Raw genomic sequence first — 24,821 nt, 5'->3', positions numbered from 1 at the left:
TATTTACCGCGCTTCAAACTATGTCCGGTACGCCGCGTTAATTCGCACGTAATCATAGGTCAAATCGCAGCCCCACGCAGTCGCCGTCGCTTCGCCCATATGCAGGTCGACATGGATGAGCACGAAATCGCCTTTCAGGTATTCCGCAGCCCGCTCCTCGTCGAACTTCACCGGACGCGATTGCTCCAGCACGACGATATCGCCGAGGCGGATGTCGACGCTTTCCGTCTTCACCGGATACCCGGCGCGGCCGACCGCCGCAATGATGCGTCCCCAGTTGGCGTCAGCGCCGAAGCAAGCGGATTTCACCAGGCTCGAGCCGATGACCGTCTTCGCAATCGCCCGTGCCGCTTCACACGAATCCGCGTTCGCCACCGTAACCTCGATCAGCTTCGTCGCCCCTTCGCCGTCCCGCGCGATCGCCTTGGCCAAGTACTCGCCCACATGATTGAATGCGGCCTTGAAAGCCGCCCAATCCGCATGCTCCGGGGTCAAGCGCTCATTCTCCGCCAGTCCGCTGGCCATGACGACGACCATGTCGTTCGTGCTCGTGTCGCCGTCGACGGTAATCATGTTGAACGTCGAATCGGTGACATCGTTCAGCAGCTTTTGCAGCTCGGCGCTTTCGATATTCGCGTCGGTCGTCATAAACCCGAGCATCGTCGCCATGTTCGGATGGATCATGCCCGATCCCTTCGCCGCCCCGGCAATATGCACGGTACGCCCGCCGACCGTGACGCGAACGCAAATTTCCTTTTTGACCAGATCGGTCGTTAAAATCGCCTGGCAGAAGTCGTCCCCGCCATCCGCGCTGACCGCCGCCGGAAGCTTCTCAATGCCTCCGAGCACCTTCGGCATTGGCAGCAGTTCGCCGATCACGCCCGTGGACGTCACGCCGACCAGGTGCTCGGCTACGCCGAACGCTTTCGCGCCCGCCGCACGCATCGCGCGCGCATCGTCTTCGCCCTGCTGGCCCGTGCAGGCATTGGCGTTGCCGCTGTTCACCAGCATCGCCTGCAGCTTGCCGCCCTGCGCAATGCTCTCTTGCGTCACCTTCAGGGGAGCCGCCTGAAACTGGTTCAGCGTATAGACGCCTGCCGCTTCTGCGGGCACCTCGCACACAATGACGCCGAGATCGTGGCGCTCCGTTTTTTTCAATCCGCAGTGCAGTCCTCCTGCCCGAAATCCTTTGGGGGTCGTTACGGAGCCATCGGGCACTACCGTAAACGCATCGTTACCTTTTGTCGCCATCGCTTTCTTCACCTGTTCCCTTACGTTATGGATATACCGGAGTGAAAGCGAGACCCGTCGCTTCATCCCAGCCCATCATCAAATTCAAGTTTTGAACGGCTTGCCCGGCCGCCCCTTTAACTACATTATCAATAACCGACACGATCGTCAGGCGCCCCGTGCGCGAATCGAGCGACAGCCCGATATCGCAGTAGTTCGAGCCCCAGACCTCCTTCGTCGCCGGGTATTTCCCCTTGTCCCGGATGCGCACGAACCTGCGTCCCTCATAATATTGACGGTACAGCTCGCGAATATCGTCCTCGCTTCGCGGGCTTTTGAGATTCACGTAAATCGTAGATAGGATGCCGCGCGTCATCGGCACCAAATGCGTCGTGAACGTCATCACGACTTCTTCCCCGGCAAGCCGGCTCAGCGCCTGCTCGATCTCCGGCGTATGCTGGTGCTTGTTCACTTTATAAGCCAGGAAGTTTTCGTTGATCTCCGAGTAGTGCACGAGCAGGCTGAGACCGCGTCCCGCGCCCGATACGCCCGACTTGGCGTCCGCGATGATCGACTTCGGATCGATCCAGCCGCTTGCGGCAAGCGGCGCCAGACCAAGCAGCGTTGCCGTCGGATAGCAGCCGGGGTTGGAAATGAAATCCTTCCCTCGCACTTCTTCTCCGAACACCTCGCACAGCCCGTAAACGGCTCTCTTCAAGTATTCCGGATCGGCCGGCTTATGTTTATACCACGTCTCGTATACGTCGCCCGATTGCAGGCGGAAATCGCCGGAAATATCGATGACCTTCAGCCCGGCATCCAGCAGCTTCGGCGACAGCTCGGTGCTGACCCCATGCGGCGTTGCCAGGAAGACGACATCCGCTTTGCTTCGGATCAGCTCGACATCGACCGCGTCCAGCCGGTCTGTCAAAATTTGATTCAAATGCGGATAGCCGTCCGCAATCGGCGCTCCGGCGCTCGAGGAAGAAATTACCGAGGTAATCTCCACATTCGGATGCGCCAGCAAAAGCCGGATTAGCTCCACTCCGCCGTAGCCGGTTGATCCGACGATCGCCGCTCTTAATTTTGTAGTCATGTTCCGTCCCTCCACTTGCAAACTATGTATTATTATACATTCTGAAGCATAATAATTCAACGAAATTTTTCCCTTATCCGTCGCCCGGCCCCACTGTCCGCCCGGGTGAAAGCTCGCTGCCGCCAAGCGTTTTTCATTGCAGCGGGAGCCTAGCTTTCTCTCCCATCGTATCTTACCCTGTACACGCAGGCAAGCGTATATCTTACCCCGGACCGGACCCTTGAACTGAAGCTTCCCCCATGATAAACTTTATAAGAAAAGCTACTTATCGAAGTCTTTTCGAGGAAGAACCATTCGTGTTTTAGTGGAAGCTTTTCTTGCGATATAAAGCAAAAACGTCGCCGTAAACGGAGTTGTTCCGAATGAATAAAGTAGAGGCCGAATTCGGCAATCTGGTGAAAGCGTTTCGCAAACGCCATATGGGCAAAGGCCCGCGGGAGATCCGCACGACGTTCTGCAAGCATTGGGCCATCTGCGAGATGGAGGGCAACCTGTCCCCGGTCGAGAAATTCATCGCTTCCGCCGCCGACGGCAAGCAGGCACTGCGTTCGGCACGCACCGAGATGGTTAAGGAAATGTACCGCTTGCGACGGCCGATAGAAATGGAAGAGCTGCTCGGCGCGAACTTCGTCGATCTGTTCGTGGATATCGACCTCGATAAAGATATCGGCATGAGTATATTCGTATTTGACGAAGATATTGAGAAGAAATTCAACACTTAGCCATTTTGCGCAGCAAGCGCATGATTTCCTCTGCACTTATAATTGTATATGTGCCGTTGGCACTTAGCAGCGAACCTGCTCAAGACTAACCGCCGCAACAGATCCGCTCTCGTCTTCCGCAACCGTTCGGAAATCGGGAGCTGTATCTTTGCGGCTTTTTTATCCCATTTTCACGAAAAGGTGGTCTTCTCTCTATGGGTACTACGAAACATACCGGGCGCATCTCGCTCCCTTCCCGCCCCGATCCGTCGCTGTGGGTCAGCAAGGTACCGTTCGGCCTGAACCGGATCAAGCCGCGGCATATCCGCGATACGTTCAAAGCATTCTGGGACAACCGCGATCAACTCCCCTACGCCGCCCGCATCTTGACTCAGGGCGTCTGCGACGGCTGTGCGCTCGGCGTCTCCGGGCTGTACGATCAGACGCTGAACGGCCCGCACCTGTGCACCACCCGGCTCAACGTGCTGCGGTTGAACACGATGCCGGCGATCCGGGAAGAAGTGCTGCATGCGGATATCGACGAGCTCCGCCGGATGGACAGCACCGCGCTGCGCAAGCTCGGCCGGCTGCCGTATCCGCTTATCCGCCGCAAAGGCGAGCGCCGGTTCAGCCGGATCACGTGGGATGAAGCCCTGAACGAAATTGCCGCCAAAATCCGCAGCATCGATCCCAAACAGCTCGCCTTCTACTTGACGGCGCGCGGCATCACGAACGAATCGTATTACACCGCGGCCAAAGTAGCGCGGTTTCTTGGAACGAATCATATCGACAACGCATCGCGCATCTGCCATTCTCCGTCCAAAACGGCCTTGAAACGGTCCGTCGGGATTGGCGCTTCGAGCTGCAGCTACAAAGACTGGATCGGCACGGACGTGCTTGTGTTCTGGGGCAGTGTGGCAGCCAACAACCAGCCGGTGTCGACGAAGTACATGTATGCGGCCAAGCGGAAAGGGACGAAAATCGTCGTCATCAACCCGTACTATGAGCCGTCAATGGACCAATACTGGATTCCGTCGATAGCGGAATCGGCTTTGTTCGGCACAAAGCTGACCGACGACTTCTTCCAAGTTCATATCGGCGGGGATATCGCTTTTATGAACGGCGTCATGAAGCATTGGTTCGAGATGGAAGATGCCGATCCGGGCTCCGCCGTCGATCACGAGTTCGTCCGGGCGCATACGAACGGCTATGAAGAGCTGCGGGCCCACGTGATGCGCCAGGACTGGACGCTGCTCGAATCGTCGTCGGGCCTGTCCCGTGAGCGCATGGGAGAATTCGCCCGCCTGCTCGCTGCCGCAAAGTCGGCGGTGTTCGTGTGGAGCATGGGGCTCACGCAGCATCGCTTCGGCACGGACAATATTTCGCAGGTAGCCAATCTGGCCTTGCTGCGCGGGTTTCTGGGCCGCGAGCATTGCGGCCTGATGCCAATCCGCGGCCACAGCGGTGTGCAGGGCTCGGGCGAGATGGGAGCCGACCCGTTCAGCCTGCCGGGCGGCGAGTTCAAAGGCGGCGACATCGAGCGGATCGAGCGGCTGTGGAGCTTCCCGCTGCCGAAATGGCAGGGCGACATCGTCGGCGTATCGCTGGAAAATGCGCTGCTGCCGGAAGATCACGAGCGGAGACTGAAGGTCTTCTATACGTCCGGCGGCAACTTTCTCGAAACAATGCCGGACCCGGAATTTGTGGAGCGCTGCCTCGCCAATGTCGAGCTCCGCGTGCATCAGGATATTATTCTGAACACCTCGACGCTGGTCGAAGCGAAAGAAACGGTCATCGTCCTCCCCGCCATGACCCGCTATGAGCAGCCTGGCGGAGGGACATCCACTTCAACGGAGCGAATGGTATATTACTCGCCGGAAATCGAAGGGCCCCGGATGCCGGAGGCTCGGGCGGAATGGGCAATCTATGTTGATCTCGCTGCCCGCGTTAAGCCGGAAGCAAAGCATTTGATCGGCTGCGAAGACGCCTTCGCGATTCGGGAGGAAATCGCTCAAGCCGCCCCCAATTACGACGGCATTCAGCATTTGCGCCATCGCGGCGACGTGTTTCAGTGGGGCGGCGCCTGGCTCTGCGAGGGCGGCATCTGCCCGACACCGGATGGCCGGGGGACGCTGCTGCCGATCGAGCTGCCTGAGCTGCGCAAGCCCGAGGGGCATTTTTACGTGACGACTCGCCGGGGCAAGCAGTTCAATTCGATGGTCTACAGCGAGACCGATCCGTTCAACGGCGCAGACCGGTACGACGTGCTGATGAACGAGCTAGACGGGCGGACGATTCAGCTTCGGGAAGGCGACGCCATTGTCGTCTACAATCGGTACGGAGCGTTTCACGGCCGGGTCAAATGGGAACGTATCAAGGAAGGGAATATTGAAGTCCATTGGCCGGAAGGGAACGTGCTGATCCCGAAAGGGGTATATGAACCGTTCGCAGGCATTCCGGAATACAATACGACGGTCATTGTGGAGAAAGCGGAGACTTATCACGCCTTCAAGGATACGAAGTACGTGGAACGGCGCATTGAAGAGCTGGAGACGGAAAGCGGGTGAGGTCGATGGATGAGGAGCGTCCGCTGGAGAGCCGGACCGTCTGGCATTATAACGGGGAAAAGCTTCAAGCCCAGAACGATCGAATCGCTTCGGAGAAGCCTTTCACTTTGGAGCTCGACGGGAAGGAGTTTGCAACCATCGTCTGCACTCCGACCGATCTGGAAGATTTGACATTCGGCTTTCTCGCCTCCGAAGGCGTCATCCGAACGGCGGACGAGGTCATCGGGCTTGCCGTCGATCCTCGACGGGGCTTGGCCCGAGTCCGCCTGCTCCATCCGGAGCGAGGCCGCAGCCTGGACCATTCTAAGCGGTTCATCGGTTCGTGCTGCGGCAAAGGCCGCCAGTTTTATTTTCGCAGCGATGTCCGCACAGCCAAGACCATTATGTCGCGGCGGACGATTACTCCGGCTCAATGTATCGGCTTGATCCGGCAGCTGCAGGACGGCTCGGACCTCTTTCGCGAAACGGGCGGGGTGCATAACGCCGCCCTCTGCTCCCCGGATCGCCTGCTCGTCTGCCGCACGGACATCGGCCGCCACAACGCGCTCGACAAGGTGTTCGGCCACTGTTTGCGGGAGCGCTTATCGATGAAAGACAAAATCGTCGCATTCAGCGGGCGCATCAGCTCGGAGGTACTGCTCAAAACGTCCAAAATGGGCGTCGGCACGCTGCTTTCCAAGTCTGCGCCGACCGATCTCGCGCTCGAGCTTGCCGACGAGTTGGGCATTACCGTTGTCGGCTTTATTCGCGGCAACTCGTTCAATGTGTATTCGCACCCGGAGAGAATCACGGAGCCATCCGGCGGTTAACCGTTCAAGCGTCTCTCCCATTAGGGATTATGCTGCGGGGTGCCAAGCACTGCGGCCTTCCATTCGTCCCCCAGCCTCTCACCGCACCTTGTTTGTAATAGTCACCTATGGAGCGGCTGCGCGCGGCCAACCCGCCCGTAGCCCTCTTTCCCCTTTCCTAGGGCCCCGCTCCGGAGCCCATCAGCTTGAACCCTTCCCCCAACACTTCGTTCGTATCGCTTAGGATGACAAAAGCCTCCGGGTCCAGCTTCCGGACCAACGTTTTCAACCGGGTCACTTCCGTTTGCCCGACTACAACCATCAGTACCGTACGGCTTTGGCCGGTATACCCGCCTTTGGCTTCCAGCTCCGTCAGCCCTCGGTCCAGCTCATGCAAAATCGCTTCCCGAATCTTGTCCGAAGCCGACGAGACGATAAACGCTACTTTAGAGTAATTTAATCCGATTTGCACGACACTGATCGTTTTGCTTGTCACAAACAGCCCGATGAGTGCGTACATTGCTTTTTCCGGGGATAGCACAATACCCGCCGATAAAATAACCAGCCCGTCCAGCATTGCAACGCATAATCCGAGGCTAATGCCGGTGTATCGGTGGACAAGCTGCGCGGCCAAATCCAAGCCCCCTGTCGACCCCCGGCCGCGAAACACAAGCCCCAATCCCATCCCGATGAGGATGCCGCCATAAATGCTGGCGAGCAATAAATTGTGCGTCAAGGAAGGAAGCCCTCGCGTCAACAGAACCATCAAGGGGAGCACCACCGACCCGACCGCCGTCTTGACGCCGAACTGCCTTCCCAGCAGCAAAGTACCGGCAATAAACAGCGGGATGTTCAGGGCCCATTGGATATAGGCCGGCTCGAAGCCGAACAGCGTCTGAACGATGATACTGATGCCCGTCACCCCGCCCGATGCAACCTGATTCGGGCTCAAAAATACGTTAAAGCTGACTGCAATCAGGAGCGAACCGAGGAGCAGGAGACCGTATTCCTTAAGTAAGCCCTGCCAGCGGGGCAGAGCAGCAGCTTCCCGCCCCTTCCATCCCATTCGTCTGCCCGATCTTCCGGTGCCTTCGATTACCGACATCCGCTCTCCCCCTGCATAAAAAAACTACACGCCAGTTTCGGCTTCTTCCCTGGCCGAGCCAAACCTCCCTCGGGAGTTGGCGATGCCAGCGGAATATGAAGCCGTTACTAACGTGTAGGATGAGCTTGCCTGTTTAATTTTATGATGCGCCGTTTTCTTTATCCGGCTTATTGATTTGCTGGCGCAAATAGGCGTCGATAAATGCGTCCAAATCGCCGTCCATCACCGCGCCAACATTGCCGGTTTCCTCCTGGGTCCGGTGATCCTTGACCATGCTGTACGGATGGAATACGTACGAGCGGATCTGGCTGCCCCATGCGATGTCAGAGACTTCGCCGCGGATTTCCGCGAGCTGCTTTTGCTGTTCCTCGATTTTTTTCTCGTACAGCTTGGACCGGAGCATTTTCATCGCACGCTCGCGGTTCTTAATCTGCGAACGCTCCGTCTGGCAGCTGACGACGACGCCCGTCGGAAGGTGGGTAATCCGTACCGCCGAATCCGTCGTATTGATATGCTGGCCGCCCGCTCCGCTGGAGCGGTACGTATCGACCTTGAGATCCTCCGTACGGATCTCGATTTCCACGTCGTCATCAATTTCCGGCATCACATCGCACGAGACGAACGATGTATGACGGCGCCCCGAAGCATCGAACGGCGAAATGCGCACCAAGCGGTGCACGCCTTTTTCCGCCTTCAAATAACCATAAGCGTTGTATCCTTTAATAAGCAGCGTCACGCTTTTCACACCGGCCTCATCGCCCGGCAGATAGTCGAGCACCTCGACCTTGAAGTCGCGCTTCTCGGCCCAACGGCGGTACATGCGCAGCAGCATCTCCGCCCAGTCCTGCGATTCCGTACCGCCCGCGCCCGGATGCAGCTCCAGAATCGCATTCAGACGATCATACGGCTGGCTGAGCAGCAGCTGAAGCTCGAAGTTCTCCAGCTTCTTGACGAGAGAAGCGATCCCGGCCTCAATCTCGGCCGCCATGCTGTCGTCCTGCTCCTCCTGCATGAGCTGGGCCATGACCTCGAGGTCATCGTATTCCGATGCTAACGCCTGGAACTCGTCGACTACGCTTTTGATCCCGTTCGCTTCTCCAATCAGCTTTTGCGCCCGTTCGTTGTCGTCCCAAAAATCCGGCGCCGACATTTTCTCTTCATAATCCGCGATCTGCTCAAGCTTCAGATCTAAGTCAAAGAGACCCCCTAAGCTCAGCCAATCGCTTGGCCGTTTCTTGCAAATCCCGCTTTACATCCGCTTCTAACATAATTCAGCACCTCTATCCTTAAATTTTGCACCCTGTTACCGAAAAGGGAGACCGGAGCGACGCCCCGACCTCCCGCTTCCTATACATTTACCGCACCATTGACTCACCAGACATTTAAAGCTACACGCCGTGGCACTGCTTGTATTTCTTCCCGCTGCCGCAAGGACACAGGTCGTTGCGTCCGATCCGGTCTTCGCTAACCGCAGGCTTCTTCGGTGCCGGTTCGCCGTTCGTGGCCATCTCGTGCTCATCGACCACCGCTTCGCGCACCAGGTTCGTTTCTACATGAGCTTTCATGATGTAGGTCGAAACTTCTTCCTGGATGCTTTGAATCATCTCATTGAACATCTCGAAGCCTTCGAACTGGTATTCGCGCAGCGGGTCCGTACCGCCGTACGCCCGGAGATGAATCCCTTGACGCAGCTGATCCATCGCGTCGATATGGTCCATCCATTTGCTGTCCACGGCACGGAGCACGACAACCTTCTCGAACTCGCGCATGAATTCCGGACCGATCTGCTGCTCGCGCTCTTCGTAGAGACGCATCAAGAGATCTTTCATATATTCGACGATCTCTTCTTTTTCTTTGCCCCACAGCTCGTCTTTGCTCAGCTGGCCTTCATGCAGGAACGTGCCGTTCGCGTAGTCGACGATCGCCTGCAAATCCCACTCTTCCGGAACGAGATCTGCCGGACAATGCGCTTCGACGACCCGATCGATCACCGGCATCATCATGCCAAGCACGATGTCGCGAATGTTCTCGGACTCGATCACTTCGCGGCGCTGCTTGTAGATAATTTCCCGCTGCTGGTTCATGACATCGTCGTATTGAAGGACGACTTTCCGCACGTCGAAGTTGTTGCCTTCGACCCGCTTCTGAGCCGACTCGATCGCTCTGGAAATCAGCTTGCTCTCGATCGGTTGATCTTCCTCGAACCCAAGGCGGTCCATCATGCCCATGATGTTCTCCGCCCCGAAACGGCGCATGAGCTCATCTTCCAGCGACAAGTAAAACTGGGACGAACCCGGGTCGCCCTGACGGCCTGCACGTCCGCGGAGCTGGTTATCGATCCGGCGGCTTTCGTGGCGCTCCGTACCTATAATATGCAGCCCGCCGACTTCAGCTACTCCGTCCCCGAGCGTAATGTCAGTACCGCGTCCCGCCATGTTGGTCGCTATCGTCACACTACCCGGTTGGCCCGCGCGTGCAACGATTTCCGCTTCCTCCGCATGGTATTTCGCGTTCAAGACTTTATGCGGAATGCCTTTCTTCTTCAGCATCTCGGATAGCCGCTCGGAGTTCTCAATCGATACGGTACCGACGAGCACCGGCTGGTTCTGCTTATGCTTCTCCACGATCTCGTTTACGACCGCGCGGAATTTGCTGGCCACCGACTTGTACACGACATCCGGCATATCTTTCCGGATCATCGGTTTGTTGGTCGGAACGACAATAACGTCCAGGTTGTAGATCTTCTTCAATTCTTCTTCTTCCGTCTTCGCCGTACCGGTCATCCCGGACAGCTTGCGGTACATCCGGAAGTAGTTCTGCAGCGTGATCGTCGCGAGCGTCATCGACTCGTTCTGCACCTGCAGCTTCTCCTTAGCTTCAATCGCCTGATGGAGCCCTTCGCTGTAACGGCGGCCCGTCATCAAACGGCCGGTAAATTCATCTACGATTACGATCTCGCCCTCATGTACGACATAGTCGACATCGCGGCGCATGATGATGTGGGCCTTCAGCGCTTGCTGAACATGGTGGTTGATCTGTACGTGGTCGTGATCGAACAGGTTTTCGATGCCGAAGGCACGTTCCACCTTCGCCACTCCCGGTTCGGTCAAAGCAACGGACCGGAGCTTCTCGTCAACCGTGAAGTCTTCCTCTTCCAACCGGCTGACGACCTGATCGGCAATAAAATACAGATCCGTCGATTTGGCAGCCTGTCCGGAAATAATCAACGGCGTACGGGCTTCGTCGACCAGGATCGAGTCCACTTCGTCAATGACCGCATAGTACAAAGGACGCTGTACCATTTGTTCTTTGTACACGACCATGTTGTCGCGCAAATAGTCGAAACCGAACTCGTTGTTCGTTCCGTAGGTAATATCGCAAGCATACGCCTGCTGCTTCGCATCGTGCGACAGGTTCGGCAGGTTGACCCCGACGGTCATCCCGAGGAATTCGTAGATCTTGCCCATCTCGCCGCTGTCCCGTTGGGCCAAGTAATCGTTGACCGTAACGACGTGCACGCCCTTACCGAGGAGCGCATTCAAATACACCGGGAGCGTACCGACCAGCGTCTTCCCTTCCCCTGTACGCATCTCTGCGATTTTGCCTTCGTGCAGCGTCATACCGCCAATCAACTGTACGTCATAGTGACGCTTGCCCAAAACACGCTTGGAAGCTTCGCGTACAACAGCGAATGCTTCCGGCAGCAGATCGTCCAGATCCTCACCTTTCTCCAAGCGCTCACGGAATTCTACAGTTTTGCCTCGCAGTTGTTCATCGGAAAGCGGTTCGATCGAAGGTTCGAGAGAATTAATGTATTCCACGGCTTTCCACATGCGCTTCAATTCGCGCTCATTCGAATCGCCAAATATTTTTTTAACGAGTCCTAGCATGTTGCTAATCCCCTTCCTTATTAAAAAACAATAGCCTATCCTAAATTGTAACAGTTTGCGCCTTTCACCGCAACAAACCTGCCCCGATTTCCCGAATCTACTAAAAAGAGCCTGCCCGAACGTGCAGGCATCGCTAGATGCACCGCAAAGCGTTCGAACAAGCTCGGTTCTTTTCTTAAGTCATCGGACGGTTTATCTGGCCGGTTCGATCAGGCCGTACTTTCCGTCATTGCGTTTGTAGACCACGTTGACTTGCGCGGTATCGGAATTGGAGAATACGAAGAAATTATGGCCTACCATGTTCATTTGCAAAATCGCCTCTTCCACATCCATCGGCTTCAGCGTAAAACGCTTCGTCCGCACCAATTCGTAATCCTCTTCATCGTCCAGGGAATAGGAAGCGTCCGGTAATTCCATCCGGAACAGATCTTTAATGCCGCCATCCAGGCGAATTTTGCGGTTGGCTTTCGTTTTGGCCTTGCGGATTTGACGTTCCAACTTGTCCACAACCAGATCGGCGGCTGCGTACATATCGGCGTGCTTCTCCTCCGCCCGCAGCATAAGGCCCGTAAGCGGAATCGTCACCTCAACGGTTTGCATGCCTTTCACAACGCTCAGGGTGACATTAACTTCAGATGTAGGGGGAGCTTCAAAGTAGCGTTCCAGTCTGCCTAATTTTTTCTCGACATGGTCTTTCAACGCTTCCGTTACCTCGATGTTTTCACCGCGAATGTTGAATTTCATGTGCGACTCCTCCTTTCATACTTACATTATACTATATTCACCCCCCGCCTTCAAAAATCCTTCATAAAATTCGAGGAAAATTTACAAAATATTTGGACAATTTATGGCAGTCGTGTAAGCGCTACCCTTGAGCTTTTTCTGACAAGGTCTAGACGCACGAAAAACACCCTCGGATTCCCCAAGGGTGTGATCAAGTTCGCGCTAATTTGTTCAAACAATAACCATCTATTACGAGCGGCCGAAACCGGCCGGATGATTACAACTTGACGACGTTAGCCGCTTGAGGACCGCGTGCGCCCTCTACGATATCGAACTCAACGGATTGGCCTTCTTCAAGCGTTTTGAAGCCTTCGGATTGGATTGCGGAGAAGTGTACGAATACGTCGCCACCGTCTTCACGCTCGATGAAGCCGTAACCTTTTTCTGCGTTAAACCATTTAACTTTACCTTGCATGTAAAACATTCCCTTCGTTATCAAATAACTGCAAGCATCGCTCACAATTCGAATATATCATCCCCCGCTCCCCGCTGTCAATCGAACTTGGCCGTGTTGGTGAAATATTTCGAAAATTCGAGTATTAACATGGCGTTAATAAAATACTCACAGCTTAAAAGCCCGTCGTGTCGCGGTTTATCGACATTTTTCGCAAAGTTATCAACAGAGTTATGCACATTGTCCACAGGGGTGTTTATTTCTCTCAATCACTTCTAAATTCATAATCAACTAAATTTAATTATGATTTGTCCCTAATTCTGAACTAAGTATTTTTTCTTTTGGTACTGCAAACAATATTGTCTCAAAAGTAAGTATTGTACTATGATTTAATGTATAAATATAGTCTTCACAAAGTCGGGTAATAAAATTAGGTACATCTTGAAAATCACTAATTTGATGATAGATAGAAATGGCCAGTATCGGTCGAAATTTACTAATAGTTTGAACTGCTCCTTTTAGAGCGTTCATTTCAGCACCCTCTATGTCCATTTTTATAAAATCCACTCGATCCAGCCCATATTTCATTACCAGATCATCAATAGCCAGAGTTTGAACTTTCTGTTCGCTATTTCCAAACGACTCCATGCTAACATGACTTGCGCCACCACGGTCTATATAGTATACATATTGATCAGATTCATTCCATACCTCTGTATCTCCCATGTATCCGATAACTGGTACTTTCTTTCAATTTGTTCGAGATATTTATTTAAATCTTGAACTAATGCAGGTTTCTGGCAATAATCGATAGCTATAGATAACATATGTCTAGCTTGCGAATCTTTACTTGAGCTAAGTAAAATAATTGCCAAATTAAACAGCAGGTCTGAATCTACTGGATTAAACAACAATCCGATTTCTGCAACTTCTTCCGCTTTAGTAACCTCATTTAAATGAAAAAGTATTGTTGACTTAATAGAGTAAACTTCGGGGTCATTCTGCACTACGCCTTCTAATTCTTGAATAAGTTGCATTGACTCATTTAAATATCCTCTTTGAACAAGCTCTGTGATTTTTCTTTTATTGCGGTTAATTGCAAATTATAACCCTGCATTGTGATACTCCCAATCAAAGTTAGTAGAAGCATTTTTTTTAATCACACTGAAAGAACGTACTCTTTATTGTAATATGCGTATACGCAATCAATAATTTTATCTAAATCTTGTTCTGACATATTATAGTATAATGGCAATCTAATTATTCTGTTACTTTCAGCAGTGGTAAAGCGATCCGTATCTGAAAAAGTTCCATGTTTAAGGCCTACTTCAGATGTATGCAAAGGCACGTAATGAAATACTGCCCCAACCTCTCTTTCTTTCAAAAAATGAATTAAGTCGCTTCTTTCTTCTAAATTTCGGGCTTTTATATAAAATATATGGGCATTATGAGTACAATGCGCAGGTACATGAGGTAATACAAGAGCTTCGCGGTCTTGCAACGGCTTTAGTTGATCAAAATACTTATTCCAAGTTGAAATGCGATTATTATTTACTTCTTCAGCCTTTTCTAATTGACCGAATAAAAACGCAGCATTCAACTCACTTGGAAGATAAGAAGATCCAATATCTACCCATGTGTATTTATCTATCTGGCCCCTAAAAAAACGTGAACGATTTGTTCCTTTTTCTCTTATAATCTCTGCTCTTTCAAATAAGGGTTGTTCTTGAAATAAAATTGCTCCCCCTTCGCCACATTGTATATTTTTGGTTTCGTGAAAGCTAAAGCACCCCATCTGGCCAATGGTCCCCAAGTATCGTCCTTTATACTGGCTCATAATCCCTTGTGCCGCATCTTCTATCACCATTAATTTGTATTTCTCAGCCAAATCCATAATGGTGTCCATCTCGCATGATACTCCTGCGTAATGAACAGGAACGATAGCTTTTGTATTTTTTGTAATTGCTTGTTCAATTAAATTCTCATCCAAATTAAGTGTATCTGGGCGTATATCTACAAATTTAATTCGTGCTCCACGCAAGACAAAAGCATTGGCCGTCGAAACAAAGGTGTACGAAGGCATGATCACTTCATCCCCAGGTTGAATGTTGGCTAACAAAGCCCCCATTTCAAGTGCATGTGTACAAGAGGTGGTTAGTAATGCCTTGTACGAACCCATTTTACTTTCTAGAAGCTCGTTACATTTTTTTGTAAATGATCCATCTCCAGAGAACTTTCGGTTCTCAATTGCTTGTTTGAGGTACTGTTCCTCGTTTCCTGTCACTGCAGGGACGTTAAAAGGTATCATAGTTGTCTCCATCCCCAGATATAGTGTGCTGCATCAGAGCCTGTATTGAATAATAGGTCCAATATTGAAACGTAGTGATCAAAAGGCGGATGGGCTTGAGAGTATGCAGGATAGCCTAGATAATTTTTATAGACTAACTCTATCCCCGCATCATCAAATTTTTGATCAATAATATATGATTTTGCAGCAGGGCCGGATACGTACACATTTGCTTCAGCAAGTTTTAATAGATTAATTAGTCGCTCAAGTTTCTCCCCGGTCAATTCAAACTTCCGAGAATCCGAAAATTGAACATTACTACCGAGGAAATCATGCGTAATAACCTGAATTAGATATTGGTTTAAATCAGATAGATTTACCCATGTTTTTTCTAAATAAATATATTCGAAAAAATCTTTATACTTCTTGTAATATGGAGCCTTTGAATAGTTTGCCTGTAAGGTATTGAAATGTTTTTTTGCCCAATGTTTATCGTCAATAGTAACTTCACATATCAATTTATCATTATGAGAGCCGGTTGGAATGGTGAGCCATTGAGTGCCTTGCGGTGATTTAATTCTATTCCGATTTCTCCAGTCGTTCTTGGTATATTGCACATCATCATAGAAAATAAATAAATCGACATCATTAATTATGTCAAAATATCCCTTCCACGGAATGTAGTTAGATTGTATCACTGCCACTTTTTTCATCAATACACCTATTTATTAATATGTATTTGGGATATTTGCCCACCGATTCTAGTTCCTTCGTATAAATTAGAATAATAATACGAATCGAATCCTGCATTTTTCATCTTAGTTGCAATTAAATCAACATTGTACTCTACTCTTCTCAAATATATCTGTTCGTTATGAAACACAGCAAACGCCGCTCTCCAATCTCCATCTCTAGGCTGGCCGACAGACCCTGGATTACAATAAGTTTTATCGCCTAATTCCGCCAGTACTTGTACATGAGTATGCCCAGAAAAAAAATATTTTTCTTGTTTATCAGCGAAATATTCAACATTTAATTCATACAAGTATTCATCTAACGAATCATTCCATCCAGCATGTATCATACTTATATTATTAAATTTAACACTTTCAACCGTGTCCGCTAACCATTGTAAGTTTTCCGATGTTATTATCAATCTTTGATAATCAAGGCACTTGTTAGCACTATTTGAACGTGGACAAGGAGTATTACGAACTAAATAATCATCGTGGTTACCCATAAGCCTCACAATGTTTCGTCTACGCATTAAATCAATGCATTCATTGATCATACAATAATATCCTGCAATATCGCCTAGCGAAATGATATGTTCACATTGCAAGTGATCAATCTCATCCATTACGGCTTTTAGTGCAGGATAGTTCCCATGTATATCTGATATGATCGCTAACATAGTATTACCTGGTCTTCTATATATCTTTGGGCATACCCATCTTTAATTTTCCGAATGGCAGGTATCTTGCCTTCTAAGTAATATTCAATACACATTTCTGCTTCATTGTAACCGAAAGCACTTCTTAATGAAGTTGAAGATGAGATTCGTGGATTTATTTCCAGAAGTAGAAATACCCCATCCTTTCTTCTAAACTGAAAATTGGTTGGGCCCAACGGTTGGAAAACTTGAGCTAGATTTCTTACAAGATTTTCAAGTTCATTAATGCGGCACACTCTTGCCTTGGAGGTAGCTCCTTCACCACTTAATTTTCTCTGGAATATAATTTGCTGATTAATTATTCCGTTCCCTAAACCAAAGGCACCAACTGTGTATTCCTCGTCATCATTCCCAACAATCTCCTGTACCATAAATTCTTCTCTCATTTTACTTTTCCAAAAATTAAATTCAAATTCAGTATATATTTTTTGTATTCCCTTTGAAGCATAGGAACGCCTTGGTTTCACGAGCATAGGTATATGTAGCTGCTTTGATAATTCTTGATATTCACCTTCGATGTGTGAGTTTATTACATCAAATTCGTGTTCAAGCAAGAGTTGATGGGTCAACCATTTGTCTGAAGCAATACTTATTAAGCTAGGTTGATTCAATACAATTTTGACATCCAAATCTTTAAAGAAATCTAATTCCTTCGATAAGCGAAGTCCATCCTGCTCAATTCCAGGTATAATTAAATGAATATTATGCTTTCTTACTAATTTTCTAATAAATTCCGGATATTCAGGATCATTTGCCGGAAGTGCTTTTTCAAAGTGGTCGCACCATTGCTGTCCAACAGCGTCGTCATATATATCCATACCAATTATGTTCAATGAAAACATTGAATTGCGTAAAGATTTTATAATTCCGTAACCTATTATGGCCCCAACGCCTGTAACTAATATATTATACAAGTCAGACTCCCCCTATTTGCAGATTCTTCTTGATCAGAGTCATTCCAGTTCTCATGTCCGTTTGAGGCGTATAATGTATTTGTTTATACAATTCTATATCGTTAGGAATAAAAATATCGGGAATGCTTGGTTTATCTTTTAGAAACTTTAACAAGCCACCACTTCCGAAAACCTCGAAAGCAAACTTAGCAATTTCGCTTAATTTATAACTTTGGGGATAAATACACGGATATTCTCCAACTATTTTATCTTCAACAACTTTGACAACGATTTCTATTAAATCTCCAATGTATAGATAGTTTCTAACTGCATCATTTTCGCCAAAAATATTAATATCATTACCATGATAGGCACAATTAATAAAATGATAAAATAACTTTTGATGTTTTTGAGCAAGTCCTTTTTCATCATAAATTTGTGAGGGTAACAAAGCCGTATATCGAATACCTAGTTCGTTACAAATAAGCTTTAAATTTTCTTGTCCATGTTTTTTTGAAAGTCCATAAGAACCAAAATATTCATTGTCTACATTATCATAAGCAGAAATGCTAGATATATATATTACTTGCTTACATTTAACCTTCTGAGCCAGCAATCCAATTTTTAATGACCCTACGGAGTTTATTATTTCATTAGTTATAGCTTCTTCTGCTGTATTTCCTAGAAAGCTAGCCGCGCAATGGACAATTACATCTACGTTCTCCAGTAACCGGTTGTCTCTTAATGAATCTAAATGAGTTTCACTTAAATCTATATAGATATCCGATCTTTCATCACGACCACATGTAATAATTTCATGCTTTTTGATAAGCGCCTCTTCTAATCTTTTCCCTACCATCGATGTGTGCCCGACAATTATGATTTTCAAAATCTATTCCGCCTTTAGCTCCATTAAAATACCAACACTTAATTCCGGGTAATCGACTCCAACCTCTAACATAGCTTGCAATACTTCTTTTGATAAATTTAATTGCTGGATTTGAGATGTAGTAATAGGTTTTAACAAAAGACCTTCTGTTGTTTTAACTTTGTATCCTGAATTCTCAACAAGCTCGGTTAAAGATTTAACACAAAATAATCTTTGATGTCCCAATGCCTTATCTCCCTCGGAAAGAGCAGTTAAATCATTAATGATTCCCGCAAAATAACCAATTCGTTTATTTAAAGCTTCGTAATTAGGAACGCTGACGAAAATAGACCCGTTTGGCTTTAAAAACTGCTTGTATTTTTTCAAAATAAGTTCAGGATCATCAACATGTTCCAATATGAAGCCCATTACGATGACATCAAATTTTTCCTCTGTATGAAAATCCTCAAAATAAGAGTGGATAATATTAACATTTTCCGCGCCGTGCTTTTTACGAAAGTTTTTTATAATTTCTGTTGATCCTTCAATAACCAGATAACGGTCAAAATGTTCGCAAAACTTTACTGTCGCATATCCATGTCCAACCCCTAGTTCTAAGAGACTGTTCTTTCCTTTCACCAAATTTAAAACTCTATCCGGATACCAATTAATAATAAGATCATTGTCTAGAGCATATAAAAAAGTATCTCCGTAAGCATCTACGTACTTGTCCAATTGGCTTGTCATATCGAATACTCCTTAGTAATAAATTATTATTTTACAAGGATAAAACGTAAGTATTTATAAAGACCATTACTTGAAGGAGTAATTCTTCTTAAATATTCATCCGCTATTTGCGCAGCCTCAAACTATTTGTTCGGTAAAGATATTAAGTCTTTAAGAGCTTGTACGATATAATTTTCTAAGTTGTTTTCGATAATAACATAGGATTTATCTACGTTATTATAAAAATTGATTACATTTATACAAGAATTAATATACTTAGCAAGAGCGTTTTTATAATCTTTTGGGTTACTTAAAAAACCATCTCTTCGGGCATCTTGAAAGATATTGTACCAGTTAGAAATATGAAAGTAGTAGTAAAGAGGATTACCTTGAACTTGATCGTTATGTCTACGGAAATAGCTGAGCGGTTCCGAAATATACACCCCTTTTCCTTTGGCCAACAATTCAATCCACACAGCTACATCGATAATAGCATTATATTCATGGTCTGTATCTTTATAAGTACCATAAAATTGAATGTCTTTTTTCTTAAACAAAACAGTTGTTGGTTCTCCTATGAAGTTAGTCATAGTACTAAGTACAAGATTTCCCAATTCTTTCCCATCAATAATCGTATCTTTATCAAATAACTTTGTGTTAAAATCTTGCGAAGGGAGAGGATGCCCAGACTCATCAATTAATTCTCTATATGAAGTAACTAATGCTATACTAGAATCGGACATATAGTAATGTATCATACGTTCTATTTTCCGGGGATGAAATAAGTCGTCATCCATTAAAAAATTTATGTACTCACCATTTGAAAGTTTAAAACATTGGATAAAATTCTCCCTACCTAATGATGGTTCGTTTTTGATGTAATGAATATGCTTATAGTTTTGTAGATACGGCTTTAACATTTCTTGTACTTCATTATTTGTACTATCATCACTAATGATAATTTCAATGTTTTTATATGTTTGTGCTAAAACACTTTGCAAAGCTAGCTCAAGATAATTTCGACGATTATATGCGGGTATTAACACGCTTACTAATGGAAAAATATCTTTGGTGTACTCCTCCATATAAATGGCTTTTGCTTCTTCAAAACCCACTAGACTTGCTATATCTGAATCATGAATAACCCACGGTTCTTGTTGGGTCGGAACACCAACTTCATATCCGGCTCTTATAAACTCGGCAGATTGGGATGCATCATAAAAGTGCCATCCTTGAAATAAATCCGTCCTCCAATTGATATCATACTGTGTTACCATAATAAGACCATCTATGGTTTGTACAGCCATATAATCACTTTCTGCTTCATTAAACGAGAATCGTTCCATCTTTCCTGTGTGGCTATCGTAAAATTTTCCATATAGCCGAGGTGACTCCCACCAAATTCCATTCACAGACATTTTCTCTGCTCCAACAACGCCAAGCAAACCCAACTTGGCATTGTTAGAGAATAGAGTAATAATATCTTTAATAAAATTTTTATTAATAATAAAGATATCCTGATGTAAATATACTTTGTATTTGGCATCGGATTGCATCATTGCAGCTTGGTACCCCTCAGTCATGCTACTTGCATCCTTTACCCCAATCGTTTCAACTGTAAACCCATCCGGAATATATAGTGAATTGATATATTTTAATGACTCCGAATATTCATGGTCGTTATTTACACAAGTAATAAAGCAAACTTTTGTATCGTTCAATTATGCCAACTCCTTTACTTTACTTAACAAGTGTACAACTTCGTCATCCGGGTCTTGAATACTTTCCAAATAAGTAAGAGCCATTGAGTGTTCCCCGGCACTAAATAGTATGAAACCCAAGTTAAACAATGTTTCTCTATTTTGCGGGTTATAATCATATGCTTTTTGAAGCAATGGTATAACGTAGTCAAACAGACGATTTTGAAATGCCAAAACAGCCATTTTATTTAACACTTGATCTTTTAGAATTAGACTCTTCTCAACTACTGAAAATACCGTTTCAATAGCAAGACCCTTTTTCAGTAGTTCTAGGATTTCAAGGTTACTCTGCTCTTCGTCCACTTCATTTTCCAATCTGCGTAATGCATACTTTAAGGCAGTGTTCCAAGAAGATTCCTCGTTCGCTTCTTTTTCTATGCTGGGGGCAATCACCAGACCATCCGGAGTCTGAAGCTTATTAAACCAACTGGTGGCAAGCTCCTTTTCTCCAAAGGTTTCGAGAATACTTCCCATATTGTATATAGTATCTTGATGATTCGGGTCCATTTCATGAGCTACTTGAAGCAGCGTAATAATATGGTCGTAGGCTTTTACTTCATACATTACCTGAGCTAATAAATTGAGCAATTCGACATGATTGACATCCATGGTAGAAATACACTCCAGAATGGACATCGTATCTTGGATTAATGCGAGTTTTTTTGCATTCTCTTCGACGTTCAAACCCTCAACAATATCGTTCAGCAGCACTCGTATTCCATTATTGCTTGCTTTAATGATATATTGGTAAGTCATATATTGATCGAGATATTCTCTAGAACCTAAGGTTACTAGACGTTGAAGGAATTCTTCGTCATGTTTGTTTATAGGCACGGTTACCGACTCAATGTGAAAATCCCCATACCCGGCACCTTGCAGCATTTTTCGAAACTCTTTAATTGTGAAGAAACGAACATGCGTCCTATCCAATAGTCCTGCGTCTTCGTATTTCCAGTTTCCGTTTAATAAATCTCTGACCAGACTGAAGTGCATAACATTTGGAATACTGATTAGCAGCTTCCCTTCAGGTTTCAAATGCTTCCTCAACGTTTCAAGCGCTTGCCATGGATTATATAAATGCTCTAGTACATCTGCACATATAATATAATCAAAAAACTCTCCGGGATATTCCAGCAACTCGTGTTCTACATTGCCTGCTTTTACTTCCGCGAATGTCCCAGCTATTTCCGTCGTTGACTTGTTAAGCTCAATTCCATACAGCTCCGCGTTCGGGTATAAATTTTTTATTTTTAACAGTGATGCTCCGCAAGCGCATCCCACTTCTAATACTTTTATTTTTTCTAAGGGACGACTATCAATTTGTTTAATGACTTCTCCTCTAATTAAACTTGAGTATGTTGGGTCAAAGCCCCATTTATCTTTAAACTTACCACGATTGATATTTAAGAGTTGATTATACTGCGAAGGATTATCCTTAAATGAGGTACTGCCAAAATGATGGATAAACACATCTCCGCATAAAAGCAGACTATAACCGGCTTTGATAATACGATACGAATAGTCGTCATCTTCAAAATTACCCGGGGTGAAACGCTCATCCAAAAAACCTACTTCTTGAACGACATGTTTCTTGATAAGCATGCAAAAGCCAACTAATTTTATCCGCTGCTCCCACTTGGAAGAGTCAGAAACATTCATTCCTTCGGCAAAGGTATGCATTTCTTCTAGCGTCTTATAATTTACAGGTATGGCTTGATAGTACGAGCAGTAATTGCTAACTGCTCCTACAGCACCAACTTTTTCCGAACTTTCTAACGCAATCCTCATATTGTTCAACCAGTTCTTGGTGACAACCACATCGTTATTCAATAAAAGAATATAATCTCCCTTTGATACTTCAATCCCTTGATTGCATCCTTTTGGGAAACCGAGATTCTCGTTATTGATAATTGAAATAATATCGTCTTGCCGCTTCAACCATTCAACCGTTCCATCCGTTGAGGCGTTATCCACTATTATGATTTCATAGGTTCCCTGTGCAGTATGTTCTCTAATACTCTCAATACATTTCTGGGTATACTCCAGCTTGTTATAAGTAAGTATAATTATGCTTGTTATCAAAATTACTGACCCCTCTCGATCATTTATACTATATATCGACATTATTCCACATAAACTATAGACGTTTTTTGGTATGGTATAATTTACAAAGATGAACAATGCATTGCAATTTCTTATAAAAAGAACGTTTACGTCCGATAAAAATACTATACTCTCATTTAATTTCTAGGAGACCTACTATGACAAAACTTTTATCACTCTGTATGATCGTAAAAAACGAAGAAAAGGTCCTAAGAAGATGTTTAGAAAGTGTCCAAGGGTTGGTAGATGAGATTGTTATCGTGGATACGGGGTCTACGGATGGAACGGTTGAAATCGCACGGGAATTTACTTCCCATGTTTATTTTTTTGAATGGATAAACGATTTCTCCGCAGCCAAAAATTTCAGCATTCGTCATGCCGGCTCCAGATGGATACTAAATTTGGATGCAGACGAATATTTGCAAGATGTCGACATTGAAAAGGTCCGCCATGAACTGGAGAACCTTCCCCAATCGGAATCGACTGCGTTTATTCTTCCAATCTACAATTTTACTGGAACGATAAATAGCGGGAAAGTTCTGAATTCGAGCGGCGCCCGATTGTTCCCTAATCATCCCGATGTCGAATTTAAAAGTCCGATACATGAACAACTATATTGGAAGCATGGCGACCTGCGTTTCTTTGAATTTCCTTTGATTATTTATCATACGGGTTATCTGGAAGAAACAAAGTTGGAAAAAGACAAATCCACCCGGAATATGTCTATATTTAACGACCTGTTGAAGAAGAAGACGTTGGATACATACGAAACGTTTACTTTAGCTAACGAATACATGATCATGCGAGATTATAAAAAAGCGATTTACTACTACGAAAAGGTGTACAAAAAAGCTGGAAAAAGACAAGATTGGTACCCTCATTGCGTCGAACGGATGATTACGGCCTATACTGAGCTGGACCGATATAAAGAGGCATATGCTTTAATTGAGGAATCCGTGAAGCTGTGGCCCGGCTATTCGGACTTGCATTGTTTTAAAGGTCTTCTATTGGATAAGTTGGGCTTCTATAAAGAAGCCGTTTCCGAGTTAAGCCAAAGCATAGAGATTGCAGAATCATCTAACGGCCGACAATATTGGATCCTGAGCCCGAATAACGGGACAACGCTTCCTTATTCCAGATTGGCTGATATATATTTTGAGCGATATAAAGATATTTCCAAAACCGTATATTATTTCACGAAATTAGTTCAAAGCAATCCGAAGGATATAAAACATTTATATAAGCTTGTACATTTGTTGACTCTTACGGAGCCTGTTTCCGAAATCGTTAAGTTTTTAGAACGGCTATTCTCCCATACGGACCCTATTCAACTTAGAATGTTATTGCAAATTGCCATAACCGTTGGACATTACGAATTATCTCAATACTACTATTCACTATACCAAAAGTTTAATATCGAATTGCCGCCCGTGTATATGATGTTACACGGCATTATACAAAACGATCAGGGTTGGTTTGATAAATACTTAAGTCAACTATCAGAGGAAGATTGTAATAATGAATTAGCAGCCAGAGCTATTTATACCGCTTGCTGTGTGTGGAAAACGACAGCATATATGGAGCGGTTTGCTGTCCCAAATAATTTATTAAAGCCGGTCGAGCCTTTGCTCAAACAAGTGATTCCAGGAACCACGCTCGATGAAGCTGGCGAATTCCCTTACGACTCCATCTCTATACTGCTATCGGAGATCTTTAAAGTCGGCCAATACGACATATACGATTGGTTAATTAACAGCTTCCCGGCTCATTTCAATAAATTGGCTAACCTCATGGGTGATTACTTCTTTAAACAAAATCAAATCGAGCTGGCTTTAGATTATTATTCTATGGTTTTGGTTAAAAATGAGCTTGAAGCACAAGGATACGAGAATCTCGGAATACTTTATATAGCTCAAGGCGACATCCGGGAGGGGCTTGAATTTATTGAGAAAGCAATAGAGCTTCTTCCCACAAAAGTAACCCTATACACCACTTACTGTCTGCATGCCGATGGCGAAAAAAGAGCACGTTATAAAGAACTATTATTTAATGAGTTTCCGCAATACAAAGGCTTGCCCTTTATTAAAAGCATATAGCACGTTCGGTTGCCCTTAAAAAGGCTGTAAGCCCGGGTCCTGAAAACGGAACCGGGCGCCTATCATTATACGTATCTGTCG

General features: G+C 46.2%; 21 protein-coding genes. 4 read left to right on the top strand and 17 right to left on the bottom strand.

Annotation, left to right across the window (positions count from 1 at the left end; translation table 11 throughout):
* Nucleotides 1-18 precede the first annotated feature (18 nt).
* Together argJ and argC are read right to left on the bottom strand one after the other, a co-directional pair.
* Nucleotides 19-1,251: a bifunctional glutamate N-acetyltransferase/amino-acid acetyltransferase ArgJ gene (gene argJ, locus QJ48_RS09260; protein WP_054973340.1), complete on the bottom strand. Its 1,233-nt coding sequence runs from the start codon at nt 1,249-1,251 to the stop codon at nt 19-21.
* Nucleotides 1,252-1,276: 25 nt separating this feature from the next.
* Nucleotides 1,277-2,326 (bottom strand): N-acetyl-gamma-glutamyl-phosphate reductase, encoded by a 1,050-nt coding sequence (gene argC / locus QJ48_RS09255; protein ID WP_054973339.1) that lies wholly within the window; start codon nt 2,324-2,326, stop codon nt 1,277-1,279.
* Nucleotides 2,327-2,688: 362 nt separating this feature from the next.
* Here argC and QJ48_RS09250 point away from each other — a divergent pair, with 362 nt between their 5' ends.
* The 3 genes from QJ48_RS09250 (at nt 2,689) to fdhD (ending at nt 6,403) form a co-directional block, all read left to right on the top strand.
* Entirely contained in the window at nt 2,689-3,048 is a 360-nt protein-coding gene (locus QJ48_RS09250; protein WP_054973338.1) for a DUF2294 domain-containing protein, read from the top strand.
* A 194-nt stretch (nt 3,049-3,242) separates the two neighbouring features.
* Nucleotides 3,243-5,594, top strand: coding sequence for an FdhF/YdeP family oxidoreductase (locus QJ48_RS09245; RefSeq protein ID WP_054973337.1), 2,352 nt, complete (start codon nt 3,243-3,245; stop codon nt 5,592-5,594).
* A 5-nt stretch (nt 5,595-5,599) separates the two neighbouring features.
* Entirely contained in the window at nt 5,600-6,403 is an 804-nt protein-coding gene (gene fdhD / locus QJ48_RS09240; RefSeq protein ID WP_054973368.1) for a formate dehydrogenase accessory sulfurtransferase FdhD, read from the top strand.
* A 157-nt stretch (nt 6,404-6,560) separates the two neighbouring features.
* Here fdhD and QJ48_RS09235 read toward each other — a convergent pair whose 3' ends face one another.
* The 15 genes from QJ48_RS09235 to QJ48_RS35300 form a co-directional block, all read right to left on the bottom strand.
* A complete protein-coding gene (locus QJ48_RS09235; protein ID WP_054973367.1) occupies nt 6,561-7,448 on the bottom strand; it encodes a YitT family protein in 888 nt (295 codons plus the stop codon).
* A gap of 178 nt (nt 7,449-7,626) precedes the next feature.
* Nucleotides 7,627-8,755 (bottom strand): peptide chain release factor 2 gene (gene prfB, locus QJ48_RS09230; protein WP_157261573.1). Its coding sequence is split into 2 segments (ribosomal slippage): nt 7,627-8,682 and nt 8,684-8,755, totalling 1,128 coding nucleotides; the frame shifts between segments, so codons are not numbered across the junction.
* Between the two features lie 120 nt (nt 8,756-8,875).
* Nucleotides 8,876-11,377 (bottom strand): preprotein translocase subunit SecA, encoded by a 2,502-nt coding sequence (gene secA / locus QJ48_RS09225; protein WP_054973335.1) that lies wholly within the window; start codon nt 11,375-11,377, stop codon nt 8,876-8,878.
* 192 nt (nt 11,378-11,569) lie between these two features.
* The gene (raiA, locus tag QJ48_RS09220) at nt 11,570-12,121 is read right to left on the bottom strand and encodes a ribosome hibernation-promoting factor, HPF/YfiA family (protein ID WP_054973334.1); all 552 of its coding nucleotides are present in this window, start codon (nt 12,119-12,121) and stop codon (nt 11,570-11,572) included.
* Nucleotides 12,122-12,377: 256 nt separating this feature from the next.
* The gene (locus tag QJ48_RS09215; protein WP_025847772.1) at nt 12,378-12,575 is read right to left on the bottom strand and encodes a cold shock domain-containing protein; all 198 of its coding nucleotides are present in this window, start codon (nt 12,573-12,575) and stop codon (nt 12,378-12,380) included.
* A gap of 276 nt (nt 12,576-12,851) precedes the next feature.
* A complete protein-coding gene (locus QJ48_RS09210; protein WP_082420424.1) occupies nt 12,852-13,280 on the bottom strand; it encodes an FkbM family methyltransferase in 429 nt (142 codons plus the stop codon).
* A complete protein-coding gene (locus QJ48_RS36780) occupies nt 13,229-13,591 on the bottom strand; it encodes a hypothetical protein (protein WP_054973332.1) in 363 nt (120 codons plus the stop codon). The genes QJ48_RS09210 and QJ48_RS36780 overlap by 52 nt, the downstream gene beginning before the upstream one ends.
* A 122-nt stretch (nt 13,592-13,713) precedes the next feature.
* Nucleotides 13,714-14,862, bottom strand: coding sequence for a dTDP-4-amino-4,6-dideoxygalactose transaminase (gene rffA / locus QJ48_RS09200; RefSeq protein ID WP_054973331.1), 1,149 nt, complete (start codon nt 14,860-14,862; stop codon nt 13,714-13,716).
* Nucleotides 14,859-15,554, bottom strand: a complete 696-nt coding sequence (locus QJ48_RS09195) for a WbqC family protein (RefSeq protein WP_054973330.1) — start codon at nt 15,552-15,554, stop codon at nt 14,859-14,861. The genes rffA and QJ48_RS09195 overlap by 4 nt, the downstream gene beginning before the upstream one ends.
* A gap of 8 nt (nt 15,555-15,562) precedes the next feature.
* Nucleotides 15,563-16,255, bottom strand: a complete 693-nt coding sequence (locus QJ48_RS09190; protein WP_054973329.1) for a metallophosphoesterase — start codon at nt 16,253-16,255, stop codon at nt 15,563-15,565.
* The gene (locus tag QJ48_RS09185; protein WP_054973328.1) at nt 16,249-17,208 is read right to left on the bottom strand and encodes an ATP-grasp domain-containing protein; all 960 of its coding nucleotides are present in this window, start codon (nt 17,206-17,208) and stop codon (nt 16,249-16,251) included. Before QJ48_RS09185 ends, QJ48_RS09190 begins: the two co-directional genes overlap by 7 nt.
* A gap of 1 nt (nt 17,209) precedes the next feature.
* Nucleotides 17,210-18,076 (bottom strand): NAD(P)-dependent oxidoreductase, encoded by an 867-nt coding sequence (locus tag QJ48_RS09180; protein WP_054973327.1) that lies wholly within the window; start codon nt 18,074-18,076, stop codon nt 17,210-17,212.
* A 3-nt stretch (nt 18,077-18,079) separates the two neighbouring features.
* A complete protein-coding gene (locus QJ48_RS09175) occupies nt 18,080-18,802 on the bottom strand; it encodes a bifunctional 2-polyprenyl-6-hydroxyphenol methylase/3-demethylubiquinol 3-O-methyltransferase UbiG (protein ID WP_054973326.1) in 723 nt (240 codons plus the stop codon).
* 122 nt (nt 18,803-18,924) lie between these two features.
* A complete protein-coding gene (locus QJ48_RS09170) occupies nt 18,925-20,502 on the bottom strand; it encodes a glycosyltransferase (RefSeq protein WP_054973325.1) in 1,578 nt (525 codons plus the stop codon).
* On the bottom strand, nt 20,503-22,623 hold the full coding sequence (locus QJ48_RS35300; RefSeq protein WP_063858052.1) for a glycosyltransferase: 2,121 nt from the start codon (nt 22,621-22,623) through the stop codon (nt 20,503-20,505).
* 179 nt (nt 22,624-22,802) lie between these two features.
* On the opposite strand from QJ48_RS35300, the gene QJ48_RS09160 reads away from it, so the two are divergent.
* Nucleotides 22,803-24,740 carry a TPR domain-containing glycosyltransferase gene (locus QJ48_RS09160; protein WP_054973324.1) on the top strand — a complete coding sequence of 646 codons (1,938 nt, stop codon included), beginning with the start codon at nt 22,803-22,805 and terminating at the stop codon, nt 24,738-24,740.
* Nucleotides 24,741-24,821: the final 81 nt, after the last annotated feature.

The organism is Paenibacillus sp. A3, from assembly GCF_001399685.1.
In the GTDB taxonomy this organism is placed as follows: Bacteria; Bacillota; Bacilli; order Paenibacillales; family NBRC-103111; genus Paenibacillus_G.
This window is presented reverse-complemented; position numbering and strand designations above follow the sequence as displayed.

What these genes read in the sequence shown, in the direction of transcription:
- QJ48_RS09190 (WP_054973329.1), bottom strand. Translation starts at nt 16,255, where the DNA reads ATGTTAGCGATCATATCAGATATACATGGGAACTATCCTGCACTAAAA.
- fdhD (WP_054973368.1), top strand. Translation starts at nt 5,600, where the DNA reads ATGGATGAGGAGCGTCCGCTGGAGAGCCGGACCGTCTGGCATTATAAC.
- QJ48_RS09175 (WP_054973326.1), bottom strand. Translation starts at nt 18,802, where the DNA reads ATGACAAGCCAATTGGACAAGTACGTAGATGCTTACGGAGATACTTTT.
- QJ48_RS09215 (WP_025847772.1), bottom strand. Translation starts at nt 12,575, where the DNA reads ATGCAAGGTAAAGTTAAATGGTTTAACGCAGAAAAAGGTTACGGCTTC.
- secA (WP_054973335.1), bottom strand. Translation starts at nt 11,377, where the DNA reads ATGCTAGGACTCGTTAAAAAAATATTTGGCGATTCGAATGAGCGCGAA.
- QJ48_RS09160 (WP_054973324.1), top strand. Translation starts at nt 22,803, where the DNA reads ATGACAAAACTTTTATCACTCTGTATGATCGTAAAAAACGAAGAAAAG.
- QJ48_RS09235 (WP_054973367.1), bottom strand. Translation starts at nt 7,448, where the DNA reads ATGGGATGGAAGGGGCGGGAAGCTGCTGCTCTGCCCCGCTGGCAGGGC.
- argC (WP_054973339.1), bottom strand. Translation starts at nt 2,326, where the DNA reads ATGACTACAAAATTAAGAGCGGCGATCGTCGGATCAACCGGCTACGGC.
- QJ48_RS36780 (WP_054973332.1), bottom strand. Translation starts at nt 13,591, where the DNA reads ATGCAACTTATTCAAGAATTAGAAGGCGTAGTGCAGAATGACCCCGAA.
- argJ (WP_054973340.1), bottom strand. Translation starts at nt 1,251, where the DNA reads ATGGCGACAAAAGGTAACGATGCGTTTACGGTAGTGCCCGATGGCTCC.
- QJ48_RS09210 (WP_082420424.1), bottom strand. Translation starts at nt 13,280, where the DNA reads ATGGGAGATACAGAGGTATGGAATGAATCTGATCAATATGTATACTAT.
- QJ48_RS09250 (WP_054973338.1), top strand. Translation starts at nt 2,689, where the DNA reads ATGAATAAAGTAGAGGCCGAATTCGGCAATCTGGTGAAAGCGTTTCGC.
- QJ48_RS09195 (WP_054973330.1), bottom strand. Translation starts at nt 15,554, where the DNA reads ATGAAAAAAGTGGCAGTGATACAATCTAACTACATTCCGTGGAAGGGA.
- raiA (WP_054973334.1), bottom strand. Translation starts at nt 12,121, where the DNA reads ATGAAATTCAACATTCGCGGTGAAAACATCGAGGTAACGGAAGCGTTG.
- rffA (WP_054973331.1), bottom strand. Translation starts at nt 14,862, where the DNA reads ATGATACCTTTTAACGTCCCTGCAGTGACAGGAAACGAGGAACAGTAC.
- QJ48_RS09245 (WP_054973337.1), top strand. Translation starts at nt 3,243, where the DNA reads ATGGGTACTACGAAACATACCGGGCGCATCTCGCTCCCTTCCCGCCCC.